General features: G+C 69.9%; 13 protein-coding genes. 6 read left to right on the plus strand and 7 right to left on the minus strand.

The genetic code is table 11. The features are described from left to right. Nucleotides 1-30: 30 nt before the first annotated feature. The 3 genes from IEQ11_RS23990 to IEQ11_RS24000 all read right to left on the minus strand — a co-directional run bounded on the left by IEQ11_RS23990 (nt 31) and on the right by IEQ11_RS24000 (nt 5957). A complete protein-coding gene (locus IEQ11_RS23990) occupies nt 31-1296 on the minus strand; it encodes a hypothetical protein (protein WP_191822642.1) in 1266 nt (421 codons plus the stop codon). A 145-nt stretch (nt 1297-1441) separates the two neighbouring features. Continuing rightward, nucleotides 1442-4363, minus strand: a complete 2922-nt coding sequence (plsB, locus tag IEQ11_RS23995) for a glycerol-3-phosphate 1-O-acyltransferase PlsB (RefSeq protein WP_228464801.1) — start codon at nt 4361-4363, stop codon at nt 1442-1444. 361 nt (nt 4364-4724) lie between these two features. Continuing rightward, entirely contained in the window at nt 4725-5957 is a 1233-nt protein-coding gene (locus IEQ11_RS24000) for a hypothetical protein (RefSeq protein ID WP_191822643.1), read from the minus strand. Nucleotides 5958-6321: 364 nt separating this feature from the next. Here IEQ11_RS24000 and IEQ11_RS24005 point away from each other — a divergent pair, with 364 nt between their 5' ends. The 5 genes from IEQ11_RS24005 to IEQ11_RS24025 are packed head-to-tail and all read left to right on the plus strand — an operon-like array spanning nt 6322 to nt 11233. Continuing rightward, nucleotides 6322-6825, plus strand: coding sequence for a Csu type fimbrial protein (locus IEQ11_RS24005; protein WP_036105111.1), 504 nt, complete (start codon nt 6322-6324; stop codon nt 6823-6825). Nucleotides 6826-6838: 13 nt separating this feature from the next. Continuing rightward, on the plus strand, nt 6839-7624 hold the full coding sequence (locus IEQ11_RS24010; RefSeq protein ID WP_191822644.1) for a fimbrial biogenesis chaperone: 786 nt from the start codon (nt 6839-6841) through the stop codon (nt 7622-7624). Further along, complete coding sequence (locus IEQ11_RS24015) at nt 7575-9995, plus strand: fimbria/pilus outer membrane usher protein (protein ID WP_191822645.1); 2421 nt, start codon at nt 7575-7577, stop codon at nt 9993-9995. Before IEQ11_RS24010 ends, IEQ11_RS24015 begins: the two co-directional genes overlap by 50 nt. Further along, nucleotides 9992-11005 carry a Csu type fimbrial protein gene (locus tag IEQ11_RS24020; protein WP_191822646.1) on the plus strand — a complete coding sequence of 338 codons (1014 nt, stop codon included), beginning with the start codon at nt 9992-9994 and terminating at the stop codon, nt 11003-11005. The genes IEQ11_RS24015 and IEQ11_RS24020 overlap by 4 nt, the downstream gene beginning before the upstream one ends. A gap of 60 nt (nt 11006-11065) precedes the next feature. Continuing rightward, nucleotides 11066-11233, plus strand: a complete 168-nt coding sequence (locus tag IEQ11_RS24025; RefSeq protein WP_191822647.1) for a hypothetical protein — start codon at nt 11066-11068, stop codon at nt 11231-11233. Nucleotides 11234-11463: 230 nt separating this feature from the next. Here IEQ11_RS24025 and IEQ11_RS24030 read toward each other — a convergent pair whose 3' ends face one another. Further along, complete coding sequence (locus IEQ11_RS24030; RefSeq protein WP_191822648.1) at nt 11464-12234, minus strand: alpha/beta fold hydrolase; 771 nt, start codon at nt 12232-12234, stop codon at nt 11464-11466. Nucleotides 12235-12356: 122 nt separating this feature from the next. Between IEQ11_RS24030 and IEQ11_RS24035 the strand changes: the two genes are divergently transcribed. After that, nucleotides 12357-13193, plus strand: a complete 837-nt coding sequence (locus tag IEQ11_RS24035; RefSeq protein WP_191822649.1) for an AraC family transcriptional regulator — start codon at nt 12357-12359, stop codon at nt 13191-13193. Between the two features lie 306 nt (nt 13194-13499). Here IEQ11_RS24035 and IEQ11_RS24040 read toward each other — a convergent pair whose 3' ends face one another. The 3 genes from IEQ11_RS24040 to IEQ11_RS24050 form a co-directional block, all read right to left on the minus strand. After that, nucleotides 13500-14429, minus strand: coding sequence for a 5'-nucleotidase, lipoprotein e(P4) family (locus IEQ11_RS24040; RefSeq protein WP_191822650.1), 930 nt, complete (start codon nt 14427-14429; stop codon nt 13500-13502). A gap of 99 nt (nt 14430-14528) precedes the next feature. Beyond that, nucleotides 14529-15110 carry an OB-fold protein gene (locus tag IEQ11_RS24045; protein WP_191822651.1) on the minus strand — a complete coding sequence of 194 codons (582 nt, stop codon included), beginning with the start codon at nt 15108-15110 and terminating at the stop codon, nt 14529-14531. 199 nt (nt 15111-15309) lie between these two features. Further along, nucleotides 15310-15840: a RidA family protein gene (locus IEQ11_RS24050; RefSeq protein ID WP_191822652.1), complete on the minus strand. Its 531-nt coding sequence runs from the start codon at nt 15838-15840 to the stop codon at nt 15310-15312. Nucleotides 15841-15843: the final 3 nt, after the last annotated feature.

A 15843-nucleotide genomic window follows, 5' to 3' on the forward strand; every position in this document is an offset into this window, starting at 1 on the left:
GGCCGGGTCGATGCGCTCGACGAAGGGCCGTCATTGACTCGCGGTCGGCGCGTCCTGCGCGGCGTTCTGTTCCGCCGTGGCAGCGTCGGCGCCGCGCACGGATGGCGGCGCGGGGCGATCGGCGGGCTTGGACTCCGTCACCGGCAACAGGCTGTAGCGGAAATTCAGGTTCACCGAACCGCCTTCGTTACGCGAGACGTAGACCCCACCCGGCAACGCGCGAATCTGCCGATCGCCCGGTCGCTCGAACGCGTTGTCCAACTCTTTCGACGACCGCCGCGCCGGCAACTGCTGCGCATAGAGAGCATCGAGCATGCGCCCGAGTTCCGCTCCGGCCAGATCGATCGCCGAGCGCAGGCGCGCGCAATCGTTCTCGCTCCATAGCCGTGCGCGGCGCTGGTCCTCGATCTCCGCCGACCAGCTCTCCTCGCGCGCGAGCTCCAGATTCTTTTCGTGCAGCTTGCGCGCGTCGGCGGCTTCGCGCAGTTCGGAGCTGCGTCCCACGCGGCCTTTTTCCTTGACCCGCGCGACCATCGCTTGCGCGCCGCTGTCGGCGAAACGCCGTTCTTCCTGCGCCACCAGTTGCTCTATCTCGGCGGCGGTCTTAGGCGGAAGGTCCAGCCAATCGGACACGACGATGAAGTGATCGCGCCACAACGGTTTCTTCCGCCACGCCGGCTTGGCCTCGCCCTCGGGCGCGTACGCGGCGACATCGACCGAGGTCACCAGGGCGGTCAGGCCCGGAGACAGGCTCGAAGTGATGGTGAATATCTGCCGCGGTTGATCCTTGGGAATGCGTTTTTCCCACGCGTCGTCTTCGCCGTCGGTCAGGTTCACCGCCACGGCCGCGCCCCAGGGCGCGCGCGCGATCGCGTCGCGCACGGCCTGCTGCAAGGGCGCATCGACCGGCAGGTCGCACCGCGCCTGCTGGAGCGGTTGGTAAGCAGCGACGGCGCGGGTCTTGGCCTCGGAATACGCCGCGCCGTTGACGATCGCGCTCGCGATCAGCCCGCCGAGGACATTGACGCCTATCGCCTGCCCGGTGCTCATGCCGGAATTGAACTGCGGCGTGCCGCCCGGATAACCCGGCATGTAGCGCGACACATCCTGATAGACGAAATCGATCTGCGGCCGCACTTGCCGATCGAGGGCGACGATATGCACCGGCAGACTCGCCGCGAGCGACGCGCGCTCGGATCGGTAGCCATCGATTTCCTTGCTGGCCGCCTGCGCGGCGGTGCTCAACGCGAGCATGAGCACGCCCGCCGCGAGCGGCGCAGTCTTGATCTTGATCATGTCCCCAACCCCCTGTGGGCGCTTGCTCGGGCAAGCGCGATCTGCAACGGCTTCTCCCCCGAGAAGCCGCGCCAGTATCCACGCCCCAGTGGCCTGGAACAATCGCGCGACGCCGTGGCCGCGCGATGTCGTCGAACTACTGCGGTCAGGCCGCGGCCGGCGGCGTCTCCACCGCCGGCTTGGCCATCTCCGGACTGATCTTTTCGATCGTATGCCGCAGTTCGCGGCCGAGGATCACCTTGGCGTCCTTCGCCCACGCGTCCAGACGCTGGTCGAAGGCGAGCTTTCCTTCGCTGTCGGGCCACACCAGCTTGAGTTCGCGCAGTTTCTGGATGAAGCCGCGGAACAGGGTCTTGTCGAAGAATTCCGGCGCGGCCGGCGCGTACAGCAGCGACAGGCGCTGGGCGGCGAGCTGGCACAGGCTTTCGAGTTCGCCGGCCGACATCGTGCCCGGGCCGTTCTTCACCAGCACCGAGATGGCGATGTAATAGCGCTCGAACGCCTGTTGCAGCGAGTGGCCGATCGCGCGCAGGCGGAACACTTCGTCGGTCTGACCGGCGTTGCGCGCGAGGATGCCGCCGTCGTCGTCGCTGACCCGTTCCAGCAAACCTTCGCGCACGAACACGTCGACCGTGCGCGACAGGCGCTGGGTGAATTCCTCCTCGCTCCACGGCAGGAACAATTCGGCCTGCAGGAACGGGTACACGCTGCGGCCCAGCCGCAGCACGCCGGCCAGGCTCATGCGCCGGTTGTGCTGGAAGCAGCAGGCGATCCACGAGGCCGCGGTGAACAGGTGCAACACGTTGTTGCGGAAGTAGCTCAGCAACACCGCCTTGTCGTCGCCGTCGACGCCGAGCACGTCGCCGAGCGGATGGGCGACGCGTTGCAGCACGTTGATCTCTTCGCCGTGGGCGACGATTTCCTGCGGCGTGTGCGGGGTGACGGTGACGCGATCGGAATACGGCAGTTCGGCCAGCAAGGTCTTCGACAACGCGATCTGCGCGAGCAGGTCGGCCTCGCCCATCGCGTGCTTGGGCGTGGACAGCAGCGCCAGCGCGAGCAGGTTGATCGGATTGACGTCGGCGGCGCGGTTGACGTTGATCTGGATCTGTTCGGCCAAGGCATCGACCGTGGCCGACAGCCACGCCGGCTTGTCTTCCTCGTCGAGCGGACGGCCGTCCCACTCGGGCGCGTGCGCGGCGAGCATGTCGTTGAGCCGGATCGGTTCGCCGAAGTTCACCACCACCTGGCCGTAGTTGGAGCGCAGCACCTTGGGAATGCCCCACAGCAGCTGCCAGATCGATTCCTTTTCCTTCGGCTTGCCCGACAGCTCGTCGAGGTAGCTGTTGCCTTCCATCAGCTTTTCGTAGCCGACGTAGATCGGCTGGAACAGCACCGGACGGGTCGGCTGGCGCAGGAAGCCGCGCACGGTCATCACGATCATGCCGCCCTTGGGCTGCAGCAATCGGCCGGTGCGTGAACGTCCGCCTTCGATGAAGTATTCGATCGAATAGCCGCCGGACACCAACTGCGCGACGTACTCGCTGAGGATCGCCGAATACAGCACGCTGCCGCGGATGCTGCGGCGGATGAAGAACGCGCCGCCGCGGCGCAGGATGCCGCCGATCACCGGCAGGTTGAGATTGATACCGGCGACGATGTGCGGCGGCACGATGCCCTTGGCGTAAAGCAGATAGCTCAGCAGCAGATAGTCCATGTGGCTGCGATGGCAGGGCACGTAGACGACTTCGTGGCCGGGCGCGTCCTGCTTGAGCTGGTCGAGGTGATGCACCAGTACGCCGCGATAGATGCGGTTCCACACCGGGGTGAGGATGAAGCTCAGCGAGCGCACCACCGGATGCGAATAATCGGCGGCGATTTCGTAGGCGATCGCGTGGGCTTTCTTCCACGCCTCGGCGCTGGAGCTGCTGTCGCGGCGGGCTTGATCGGCGATCGCCTCCTTGACCGGCTCGGCGGCGAGCACGCGATCGATCAGCATGCGCCGGGTCGACAGGTCGGGCCCGATCACCGCCGCGCGGATGCGGCGGAAGTGGGTGCGCAGCACGCGCGAAAGCTTGCGCACGGTGCGTTCGGGTTCCAGCCCTTCGTCGACGATGCCGCGCAGCGACACCGGCGGCGAGAACCGGACCATGGTGTGGCGGCCGTTGAGCGCGATCGCGAGCAGCCGGCGGAAGCGGCCGACCAGGGTCCAGTTTTCCGAGAACAGCACCGAGAACCAGCCGCTGCTGCGGTCGGGCGCGCGGCCGACGAAGATCGACACGGGCACCAGTTGCACGTCCAGCGCCGGGTCGGCGCGGTGCGCGTCGAGCAGGCGCGCGAGCGAGCCCGAATGGGTCTTGGCCGAAGGCGGGCCGGACGGCGCCAGGGTGCCGGCGTTGCGCCGCGACAGCGCGACATAGGCGCGCTTGCGGCCCAGCGGATCGCCCGGCAGCGGCTGCAGCGGCGACGGCAGGCCGCTTTCGATGCAGGCGCGTTCGAGGATCAGCGCGTTGGACAGGCCGTAGTCCTCGAGCACGTAACAGACCGGGCGGCCGTTCCACTCCTCGGCGATGTGCTCGGCCGGGGTCTTGGGCTCGATCGTCAGCGACACCCACGGCGCCATCAGCTGGCCGAGCAGGCGCGCCCACCACGGGCGGTGCTTGGCGGCGGACTGGGGGGCCTGGGCGGACGGCTCCGGCGCGGACGGCGCGGGCGCGCCCATCGGCAGTTCGGCCTGGTGGGTGGGTTCGTCGGGTTGTTGGCTGGCGGCGGGTGCGGCTTGCCGCGACTCGGCGGCGCCGGGTTCGCGGGTGGTCGTGGCCGGGTTCGCGGGCGCCGACGCGGGCGCTTCGGGCGCGGACGGCGCGGCCTGGGACGGCGCGATCCTGGACGGCTCGGCCGCGGCGGGTTCAACCGGCGCGGGTTCGGTCGAGTCGGATTCGGTCGGGCCAGCGTCGGCGGGCGGCGCGGCGGTGCCCGGCAACGAGGTCGCGCCGGGCTCTAGGCCGGGCGCGGACGGGTCGTTGGGGTCGAGCCCGGGGTCGACGGGTGGGGTCGGTTCGGGCATGGCGGAAGGCGTGTCGGAAGAGGACGCCGGATCGGCATCGGCAACAGAGGGTTCGATCGGGTCGGTCGGCGCGCGTGCGCCAGCACCGTCGGTCGCGTGAGGATCGGCCGCGGCGGCGTCGGGAAAAGGCAGGGGCGTCTGTTTCGGCATCCCCGGCATTATGCCTATTCGGCTTCGGCGCGCGCCTGGGCCGAATGGGCGGCTGCCGAGCGGGGCGGGCGGGCAGACCGGGAGGTCTTCGTGCGCGCGAGGTCAGGTCCGCTTCGATCAGGTGCGGCACGGACCCGAAGCGGACTGAGCCGCAAGCCTGCGGCCTGATGGCCTTCCCGAAAAGACCCCGGAGCGCGCGCGCCTCGGCGGCCTAGCGGGGTTTCGGCGGCGCGGCGGCGGTGGGGCCGGCAGCGGTCGCCGCAGCAGCCGGCTTGGACGCCGCCGCGGGTGCCGCGCTGGTGGCGCCCGGCTTGATGGCGGGCTGGGCGGCCGCGGGCGTCGGCACGTTCGCGGCTTTGCCCGCGCCTGCCTGGGAACCTTCGGCTTTGGCCGCGGGCTCGGGGGTGTTTGCTTCGGCCGTGCCTGCCTCGGCCTTTCCTGATTCGGCCTTGCCTGCATCGGGCAGGGTCGCCGCCGGCCGGGCCGCTTCGACCTTGCCGGTGGCCGGCCTGGGCGGCGCCGATTTCCGGTTCGCCACGGCCCGCGCCCAGGCCGCCTGTTGCCCCGCCGCCGATGCCGCGCGCGGCGGCGCCTCGACCTCGGCCTGGGCGTGGCGCAGCACATCGCTGAGGTACCAGCGGTCCTGGCGGCGTTCGACCAGCACGTACGCGTCGACCGGTTCGCCGGCCAGCTGGTAGCGGATGCGGACCCGCGCGGTGTCGCCGGTCTGTTCGGCCAGGGTGGCGTCGACGCTGTCCAGCGCCGCGTCCAGGTCCAGGCCGTAGCCGCCGAGCACCTGCTTGAGCCGCTCCACGAACGGGCCGAGCCGGCGCAGGCTGCGGTCCATGCCGTTGTGGGCGAAGGCGTCCGGCGCCGCCAGTCCGGTCGCGCGCGCGGCCGAGACGAGCTGCGGAATCGCCGCGCGGCCCTTGGCCGAGTCGCCCAGCGAGGTGGTCTGCGCCCACTGGCTGATCGCGCCGATCAGCTGGGCGTGGTGGTCGCGCTCGGTGTCGCTGTAGACCGCCTCGCTGCGCACGTACTGGATCGCGAACACGCCCAGGGTCCTGGCCGCCGAATGCAGCTCGCCGTCGGCGCCGGCGAACTGGCGGCGGAAGCTCGCCACCAGATCGCGCTCGGCGTTCTGCGCGGCCAGCGCGGCGATGAAGGTCGGGAAGCGGTCGTGCAGCGGCAGCTCGGTCAGCGGCCAGGTGGTGCGGCCCTCGCGCCAGGCGGTTTCCAGGCGCGCGTGCAGTTCCGGCGGCAGCGCATGGCGGGCGTAGCCGGCCAGGTCGTTGCGGCGCAGGTCGGCGACCAGTTGGGTGACCGCCTGGGTCGGCAGGCTCGCGACCGGCTCGGCCGGCGCCGGGTCCGGGCCGCAGCCGGCCGCCGCCACCAGCAGGGCGGTCGACAGGCAGATCATGCGGACGCGTCGGACGATGGACATCGGGTCTAAAGCTCGCAAGCGTGGCTCCCCAGGCCTGGGCTCCCCCAGGCGTGGGGCATCTTGGCCGCGCGTCCGGGCCGGCACAAGCCGGGGCCGGCTCACGCTCGCTCACCGATCACGACGCCAGCCAGCACTTGCTGACGCGCGCGGTCGCTTCCACGCGTTTTTTTGAAACGCCGAAAAGTGAACGAATCCAGCAGAAAAACCGCTGAACAGGCCGGAGCGGCGATCCCGTGACCCCTATCACCCCGTACAGGTCCAACCACCGATATGGTGCCGCTACTGGCATGCTTTATGCGTTCTAAACAGGCAAAACCGGCACATCTGTCGGTTCGCCAACGCGCTGTCGCGCAGGAGAACGACCATGCGTCCCACCCCGACCTGTCTGTTCATCGCCGTCCTGGCCTTAGCCGGTGTCGGTCCCGCCTCGGCGGCCAACGACACCACCCAGTTCAACGTCACCATCACCATCACCAGCGTCTGCGACATCCACACCGTCGCCGCCACCAACGTCAACTTCGGCTCGGTCGCCTCGACCGCGACCAACGTCGACCAGCAGGGCCAGCTGACCATCAACTGCACCCCGGGCACGGCGTACACGATCGGGCTCGACAACGGCCAGAACGGCACCGACGTCAACAGCCGCAAGATGGCCTCCGGCGCCAACCTGGTGCCGTACCAGCTGTACCGGGCCGCCGCGCGCGGCGCTGGCGACGTGTGGGGCAGCACCACCGGCGTCGGCGGCAACGTCCTGGCCGGCAGCGGCACCGGCGCGGCGGTCAACGTGCCGGTCTACGGCCGGACCCCGAGCGCCAACTTTCCCACTGGTACTTACAATGACGTGGTGACCGCCACGGTGACCTACTGACCGGGCCGGGCCGATGAGCGGCGGCCGGTGGCAACAGGCAGTCCGCGCCTCGGCCGCGTCCAGCGGGGCTCTGTCGGCCCTGCGCCCGCTCGCGCTCGGCCTGCTGCTGGCCCTGATCGCCGCGCCCGCCGGCGCGGCCGGGCTGCAGGTCACGCCCACCCTGCTGACCCTGCAGGCCCGCCAGAACGCCGACGGCCTGTGGCTCAGCAATACCGGCACCACCACGTTGCAGGCCCAGGTGCGGGTGTTCCGCTGGACCCAGGCCAACGGCGAGGAACACTTCGAACCGACCCAGGCGCTGACGATCAGCCCGCCGATGCTCGAACTGGCGCCCGGCGCGCGGCAACTGGTGCGGGTGATCCGGCTCGGCGCGCCGCCGGCGCGCGAGGACAGCTACCGGCTGATCGTCGACGAACTGCCGCCCGACGACGCCAATCGCCCGCCCGGCCTGCAGTTTGTGTTGCGCTACTCGCTGCCGGTGTTCCTCGCCCCGGCCGGCGACGCCGCGCCGGCGCCGAAGCTGCGCGCGCAGCTGAGCTTCCAGGGCGAGCAAGTCCGCATTGAAGTCCGCAACGACGGCGATCAGCACGCACAGCTGGCCGACCTGGTGTTCGTCGACAGCCACGGCACCCGGCATGCGCTGCAGTCCGGCCTGCTCGGTTACGCCCTGCCCGGCCAGCGCATGCGCTGGCCGCTGGCGGCCCCGGCCGAGCTGTTGCGCGGCGGCGGCACCCTCAAGGCGAGGATCAATGGCGAAGCCACCGAGCAGACGCTGGCGCTGGACCCGCCGGCTGGCTGACGCCATGCCGGCCGGCCTGCTCCTGGCGTCGCAGCTGGGCCACGCGGCGGAACCGCCGCCGCTGGCGGTGCTGCGCGCGGGCGAAGCGTTGGGCGGCGGATCGCTGAGCGCCACCGCGGCGGCGGCGAACATGGCGCTGTACCTGGAAGTCAGCCTCAACCAGACCGCGTACGGCCCGCCGCAGCCGTTCGAGCTGCGCGACGGCCGCCTGTACGCCAGCGTCGCCACCCTGCGCGCGATCGGTTTCCGCCTCGACGGCCACGACAGCGGCGAAACCCTGGCGCCCGACCGCCTGGCCGGCGTCAGCGTGCGCTACGACGCCGCCAGCCAGCGGGTCGCGATCGACGCGCCGCTGTCGCTGCTGGCGCTGGCGACCACCCGGCTCAACGCGCCCGGCGCCGATGTCCCGGTCGCCAGCGCCTCGCCCGGGCTGTTGCTCAACTACGACCTGTATTCCAGCCGCGACCGCCACGGCGACAGCACCAGCGCGTTCGCCGAACTGCGCGTGTTCGGCCTGGGCAGCGGCGTGTTCAGCCAGACCGCGGTGACCCGCAGTCACCAAAACGAGGACGACCCGCGCCGCACCGACTCGGTGCGCCTGGACAGCAGTTGGCGCTGGTCGGCGCCGGCCTCGATGGTCAGCGTGACCATCGGCGACGTGATCAGCGGCCAGCTCGACTGGACCCGGCCGCTGCGCCTGGGCGGGATCCGCATCGGCCGCGACTTCGGCCTGCAGCCCTACCGCATCACCACCCCGCTGCCGACCCTGCTGGGCGAAGTCGCGGTGCCGTCGGCGGTGGACCTGTACGTCAACGGCATCCGCCAATACAGCGGCGAGCTGTCGCCCGGGCCGTTCCAGCTGGCGACGATTCCCGGCATCACCGGCGCCGGCAACGCGCAACTGGTGGTCACCGATGCGTTCGGCCGCACCCGCACCCTCGACTTCCCGTTCTATGCCGCGCAACAGCTGCTGGCCAAGGGCCTGTCGGACGGGTCGCTGAGCCTGGGCCTGGCGCGCGAGGACTACGCGATCCGCTCGTTCGCCTACGGCCACGAACCCTTGCTCAGCGGCGACCTGCGTTACGGCGTCAGCGACCGCTTCACCGTCGAGGCGCATGGCGAAGGCGGCGACGGCGTGGTCAACGGCGGCGTGGGCGGGGTGTGGCTGCTCGGCCAGGCCGGGGTGATCAGCGGTTCGCTCGCGCACGGCCGCGACGGCGACGACGGCGGCTGGCTGTATGCGGCGGCGTACAACTGGAGCAACGGGCGCTTCAATATCTCCGCCGACACCCAACGCACCCGCGGCGACTACCGCGATCTCGCCTCGCGTTACGGACTGGGCGCGCCGCGCGTGAGCGAACGCGCGGTGGCGAGCTGGAGCGATACGCGCCTGGGCAGCCTCGGCCTGAGCTATGTGCGCCTGATCTATCGCGACGAACCGGCCGCGCGCTACGCCAGCGCGACCTGGAACCGCAGCTTCGGCGGCCGCGCCGCATTGAGCCTGTCGTACAACCAGAACCTGGATCGCGGCGAGGACCGCAACGTCTACCTGGGTTTCACCCTGAACCTGCAGGATCGCGACCGCCGCGCCAGCACCCAGATCAGCGTGTCGGCGCAGCGCAGCCGCGATCGCGACCAGGGCGTGATCGACCTCAGCCGCCCGGTGCCGGGCGACGGCGGCTTCGGCTGGCGGGTGCAGGCGCGCGGCGGCGACGGCGAGGAAGGCGGCCTGGCCGAGGCCGGTTGGCTGACCTCGTACGGCCGTTTCAACTTTGGCGTCGCGCGCCAGGGCGACAACGATTACGGCTACGCCAGCGCCAGCGGTTCGCTGGTGTGGATGGGCGGCCATGCCTTCGCCGCGCGCAACGTCAGCGACGCGTTCGCGGTGGTGTCCACCGGCGGCGTGGCCGACGTGCCGGTGCTGCTGGAAAACCGACCGATCGGCCGCAGCGATCGCGACGGCATGCTGCTGGTCACTCCGCTCAACGCCTGGCAACGCAACCGCATCGCGATCGATCCGATGGAACTGCCGGCCGATGTGCAACTCGGTCAGGTCGAAGTGCAGGCGACGCCGAAGGATCGCTCCGGCACCTTGGTGCGTTTCGCGATCGACAAGATCCGCCCGGCGGTATTGGTGCTGCGCGATGCCTCCGGCCAGCCGCTGCCGCTGGGCAGCCGCGTGCGCCTGAGCGATGGCGGCGACGCGATCGTCGGCTACGACGGCGAGGCTTACCTCGATCGCGTGGGCGACGCCAACGACCTGCGCGTCGACACGCCGAGTGGCGGGTGCCGGGTGCGCTTCACGTATCCGCGGGGGCCGGGCATCCCGCGCATCGGCCCGCTGAGCTGCGTACCGGAGCGATCGCCATGAACCTGCGCCGCCTGATCGCCGTGTCGTGTGTGTTGCTCGCGCTGGCCGCGCCGATGCCGGCCTTTGCCGCGACCACCTGCACCGCGTCGATGACCAATCTCAACTTCCCCGCCACCACCGGCGCGATCAGCGACGCCAGCGCGACCCTGACCGTCACCTGCACCACCGGCGCGCTGTCGCTGCTGGCGCGGGCCAAGGTCAACATGTGCGTGAGCATCTTCAGCGGCACCGACGGCGGCGGTACCCTCAATCCGCGGCGCATGCTCAACGGCTTCAACGATCCCTTGCAGATGCAGCTGTACACCGACGCGGCGCGCAGCGCGATCTGGGGCGCGCGCGGCAATGGCACCGTGCCGAATTTCCTGCCATTGCAGTTCGACTACGCCGTGCCCGTGCTCGGCGGCACCCAGACCCTGAGCGCGACCCTGTACGGCCGCATCCCCGCGCAGAGCGCACTCAACGCCGGCACCTACAGCAACCGCTTCACCGGCGCGCTCGATACCCTGATCGAGTTCCGCTACGCCGAGGCCCTGCTCGGCGATCCGCCGATGCCGGCCTCATGCACCACCGGCGGCAGCGCCGGCGCGCCCAGCCAGTTCCCCTTCACCGTCAACGGCTCGGTGCCCAACACCTGCACGCTCACGCCCAAGCCGGTGCCCGACCTCGCCTTCGGCAACGTGCCGGGCCTGATCACCGCCAACGTCGACCGCACCACCGCGATCGGCCTGGTCTGCACCGGCCGCACGCCGTGGCAGATCGGCCTCAACAACGGCTTGAACGCGAGCGGCGCGGTGCGGCGCATGCGCAACGCCGGCGGCCAGTTCGTCAGCTACGAGCTGTACCGCGACAGCCCGCGCAGCCTGCGCTGGGGCAACACCCTGGGCAGCGACACCCTGGCCGGCACCGGCAGCGGCACCGCGCAATCGCTGACCGTGTACGGGCGGGTCGCGCCGCAGACGCCGAACGTGGGGACCTACAGCGATACGATCGTGGTGACGGTGACGTATTGATCGCGGTGCGTGGTCGCGGTGCGAGCAAGCGCGCCGATATCGTTCGGAACGCGGCAATGCTTGGAAACCGCAACCGGGCTGTTCCCGCGGGGCGATGTTGAAACCGTCTTGCGCTGGATTTTTCGCGCCGTGCGTCCGGGCATGCCGCCGTGGACCACGGGCGCCTTCATGGTTGAGGGCGCCAACTTAAAACGTCGGTTACGTGCCTTGAAGGTCGGTCGTCGTTGATGGCCGTCGACCGGTAGCCGTAACGTTCGCAGGCGGGTCGCAAGGTGATCGAGACGTCCGCGATGACGCGTCGGCAACGTCGCCTCGGTTCCGCTGTCGGCCCGCCAAGCCGCCGAGCGCCTGTCTCGTCACCCGGCGGGGACCGCTCGGGCAGCCGGCCTGGCCAGTTGGCGCGTCGACGCGCCGTCGGGGAGTGCCTGCGCACTCCCCGACGGCGGTCCTCGTCTGGATTACTTCGCCGCCGCTCGCGCCGCTGCGACGATCACCTTGGCCACCGATTCCGGGTCGGACACCATCGGCACATGGCTGGTCGGCAGCACCGTGGTGGTCGCGCCGATCTTCTTGGCCAATGCGCGCTGCGCGCCCGGGTCGATCATGCGGTCCTGGGCGGCGACGATGTACCACGACGGCTTACTGGTCCATGCGGCCACGGTGACGGGCTGTTCGAAGTTGGCGCCGCGCACCGCGCCTTGGGTGGCGTGGATCAGGTTGGCTTCCTCGGCGCTGACGTCCTGGGCGAAGTCGCGGGCGATCGCGTCGGCGGGCAGGGTCAGGTAACCGTCGGCGTCGGCGATGAAGTGGGCGAAGCCCGGCGGCGTCGGGAAGTCCTTGGTGTCGACCACCGGCGCGGCATTGAGCGAAGGCGCGAAGGCGGCGACGTAGACCAGGGCCTTGACCTTGTCGTGTCCACCGGCCTGGGTGATGACCGAGCCACCCCAGGAATGGCCGACCAGCACGACCGGGCCGGACTGCGCATTGACGACGCGGTTGGTGAAGGTCACGTCGTCTTCCAGCGAGGTCAGCGGGTTCTGCACCGCGACGGCGTTCAAGCCCTGGGCCTGGAGCAACGGGATGACCTTGTTCCACGACGAGCCGTCGGCGAAGGCGCCGTGGACCAGCACCACGGTCGGACGGGGCTTGGCGGTCGGGGCGGGAGTGGCGGCGGAAGCCGTGCCCAGGCTGAGGGAGGCGGCGAGGACCAGGGGGGCGAGGATGTTCATGTAGGCTCCTTGAGGATGGGATTGGCTGGACGGGCCGGGTCATTCCCGGTGACGTCACTATCCTCGCTACGACTGTCCTTTAAGTGACGTAAAGTACAGATAACTTGCCATAGAGTCCAAAAATGACCGACAGGCTCGAGGCCCTGCTGGCCCACTTCCCGGTGCGGGCATCGATCCTGCACGCCGGCGCCCTGTGCGGCATCCACGAACTGCCGCCGCGCGGCACCCTGGGCCAGTTGCACCTGGTCCGGCGCGGCACCGTGGTCGTGCATCACGCCGCGGGCAAGCCGATCACGCTCACCGAGCCGAGCCTGCTGCTGTATCCGCGGCCCTGCGCCCATCGCTTCGTGATCGACGACCGCGAGGGCGCCGAGTTGGCCTGCGCCGACCTGGCGTTCGACGGCGCGGCCGAACATCCGCTGGTGGCTGCGTTGCCCGACCTCGTGTGCCTGCCGCTGGACCAACTGGGCAGCGCGCGCCCGTTGCTGGATCTGCTGTTCGAGGAGGCGTTCGACCAGCGCTGCGGTCGCGGCGAGGTGCTGGCGCGACTGTTCGAACTGGTGCTGATCCAGGTATTGCGGCATCAGATGGAAGGACAGCGGGGGCAGGCGGGATTGATGTCGGGGCTCGCGCATCCGCGCCTGCGCCGCGCGATCACCGCGATGCACGAACGGCCGCGGGACGACTGGACCCTGGAGGCGCTGGCCGCGACAGCCGGCATGTCGCGCAGCTCGTTCGCGCAAACGTTTCGCAGCACCGTGGGCAGCACGCCCGGCGAGTACCTGCAGCGGTGGCGCATCTTGCTGGTGCAGAAGGGGCTGCGCAGCGGCAAACCCCTCAAGCTGCTGGTGGACGATGTGGGCTACGCGAGCGAGTCGGCCTTGTCGCGCGCGTTCAAAGCGCAGGTGGGGGTTTCGCCGAGGCAGTGGCGGGGACAGGCTGGTCCCAGTCCGCCGTGACTGAACCCGGCCTTCCCTGTCGAGGGCTGGGGCCAGACCCGGGGAGGACATCGACGCCATCGACCTTCAGACCCCGGGTGCCGCGGTGCTGTGCTCAATACGGAAGGCCGCAGGCAAAAGAAAAGGAGGCCGAAGCCTCCTTGCAAATCGGCTTGCGCCGATAGATTTCGAGTTGTGGCATGGCCCCGGCTGGCACCGGGATGGGCGCAGACTACCGCCGGGGGCTAGTTAATGCAACACTTGAAGTGCTTCGCTATAACTTATTGATTTTAAATTGCAATCTGTCGCCAGAGCGACTGAGATCACTCAGGGCGCCACATCCAGCGCGGCCCGCTTGGCCAGCCGGCGCGCATCGCGCGACTGGCTGTAGTCGTTGTTGAAGGTCATCGCCTCCCACGAGCCGTAGCTCGGGTTCGGCAGCATCCACCAGCGTTCGCCGAACCAGTCGTGGTACTGCTCCAGCAGCGCGTCGCGGCCCTCGGGCGTGTTGGCCACGACCTGGACGAAGTCGCCCAGCTGGTCGCCGAACTGCATCAGCACGCGGTATTGCTTGCCGGCCAGCAGGCGACGGCAGTTCTTTTCGCTGCCGTTCTGCTCGCAGCCGTCGACCACCGTGCCCAGGCCGAGGAACACCGAATCGTCGGCGACCGGCAGGCCGGCCTGGCGCAGATTGGCCAAGGTCGCGTCCTTCAGATGCACCGCGCGGTTGGACAGGTACAGCACGGTCACGCCCTTGGCCTGCGCGGCCTTGGCGAAATCGACCACGCCCGGCAGCGGCTTGGCCTTTTTCTCGGCGACCCAGGCGTCCCAGGTCACTTCGTCGTATTCCTTGCCGTCGCGGACCAGCCGCGCCTGATACGGCGAGTTGTCGAGCACGGTTTCGTCGACGTCCATCACCACCGCCGGCTTGAGGCCCTTGGCCGGATTGCCGCGCTCCTCGGGCACCAGCGCGTCCCAGTTGGGCTGCTTGAGGGCGACGTCGAGCTTGTCGGCGGCGGCGCGGTAGACCGTCTCGGTGGCCGCGCGGTATTCGACCGAACGCTGCATCCACAGCACGGCGTTGAGGTTGTCGTCGGCGCCGCCCGGCTTGGCGGCGGCCGGTGCCGTCGCGGGCTTGGCCTCGGCCGGCGTGGCGGACGCCGCGCTCGGCGGCGCCGGCTTGCAGGCGGCCAGGGCGAGCACGCAGGCGAGCGTGGTCAGGGGCAAGGCGCGGATAGGCATGCGCGGTCGGTCCATGGGAAAGGCGGGGAGTGTAGGCCGCGAGACAAAACGGTGTCGATTCTCGGCCATCCCGGCTTGGGCGCTGCGCGTGGCCCCACTCGGCGCGCCGCGGCGCTAGTCCGAAAGGCTGCAGGCCTCGAGGATCGGCTCGCCCGCCTCCTCGCCCGCGCCGGTGCAGTCCAGTTGGATCGACTGGCCCCGGCTCAATCCGGCCACGGCCTCGTCCGACAAGTTCCTGGCCCGCACCGGCCCGACGCCGCGATCGGTCAATTTCAGCAGCGGCTCATCGTTCGCATCGCGGCCGATGCTGGCGATCCGCCCCGACACGCGCAGCGCAGTGTCTTTGTAGAGCCAGTCGGCCGCCGCCGCATCCTCGCGGTAGGCCGTCGCAAGCGTGTTGACGGCGACCTCGCGCGGGCTGGCGTCGGCGGCGCGGTCGATCTCCTGCGGGCTGTCGGCATTGCCGTTGTTCTCCAGCGCGGACATGGCCGACAGCCCGCCGAGCAGGAAAATCCAGCCGAACAGGTACACCAGCGGCGACACGATCAACGACGCCAGCAATTGGAACAAGCCGCCGAGCGCGCCGTGCTTGGCCATGCCCACGATCGCCAGGATGAAAGCGGCCAGGTTCAACGGCCAGCCAATCAGCAGGCCGCTGCCCGGTATCGGGATCAGAAAACACACCCAGGCGATCACCAGGCAGATCCACGCGGCCCGGCCGGCGCCGTTCGGCGCGGGATGCGAAGGGGTCATTGCGTTCATCGAAACAGTCCTTGTCCAGGTGCCATGCGCTCGGCGTCATGGGGATACCGATTATCCATCTCAACCAATGCGCAGGCCTGGTCGTGGATGGCGACTTACTCGCCGCCGCGGTGTCGGCGCATCGGCGCGCGCGTCAGCGTTGGCGCGACGCGGACGCGGCGGGCGCGGCCACATGCGCGATGCATTCGACCTCGACCTTCGCGCCCATCGCCAGGCCCGAGGCCGCCAGCGCGCTGCGCGCGGGGAACGGCGCGCTGAAGTGCTTGCGATAGACCTCGTTGAACGCCGGCCAGTCGCCGATATCGGCCAGGAACACCGTGCATTTGACGACATCGCGCATCGACGCGCCGTGGCGTTCGAGCACAGTGCGGATATTGACCAGGGTCTGCTCGGCCTCGGCCTGGATACCGCCCTGAGCCAAGGCATTGCCGCTGCCCGGCACGGTGCCGATCTGCCCCGACAGGAACAGCAGGTCGCCGCTGCGCACCGCTTCGGAGAACGGCAGCTTGGCCGCGGCCGGATCGGGCGAACTCAAGAATTCAGGCTTACGCGCGTCGCCCGCGCATGCGGCCTGCGCCGCGAACAACAGCGGCACGGCGATACCGAGGCGGGCGACGGAAACGCAGTGGATCGCGGCGGATGCAATCGACGGGACGAGGCGCATGCG

Origin of the sequence: Lysobacter capsici, assembly GCF_014779555.2 — a bacterium.
Lineage (GTDB): Bacteria > Pseudomonadota > Gammaproteobacteria > Xanthomonadales > Xanthomonadaceae > Lysobacter > Lysobacter capsici.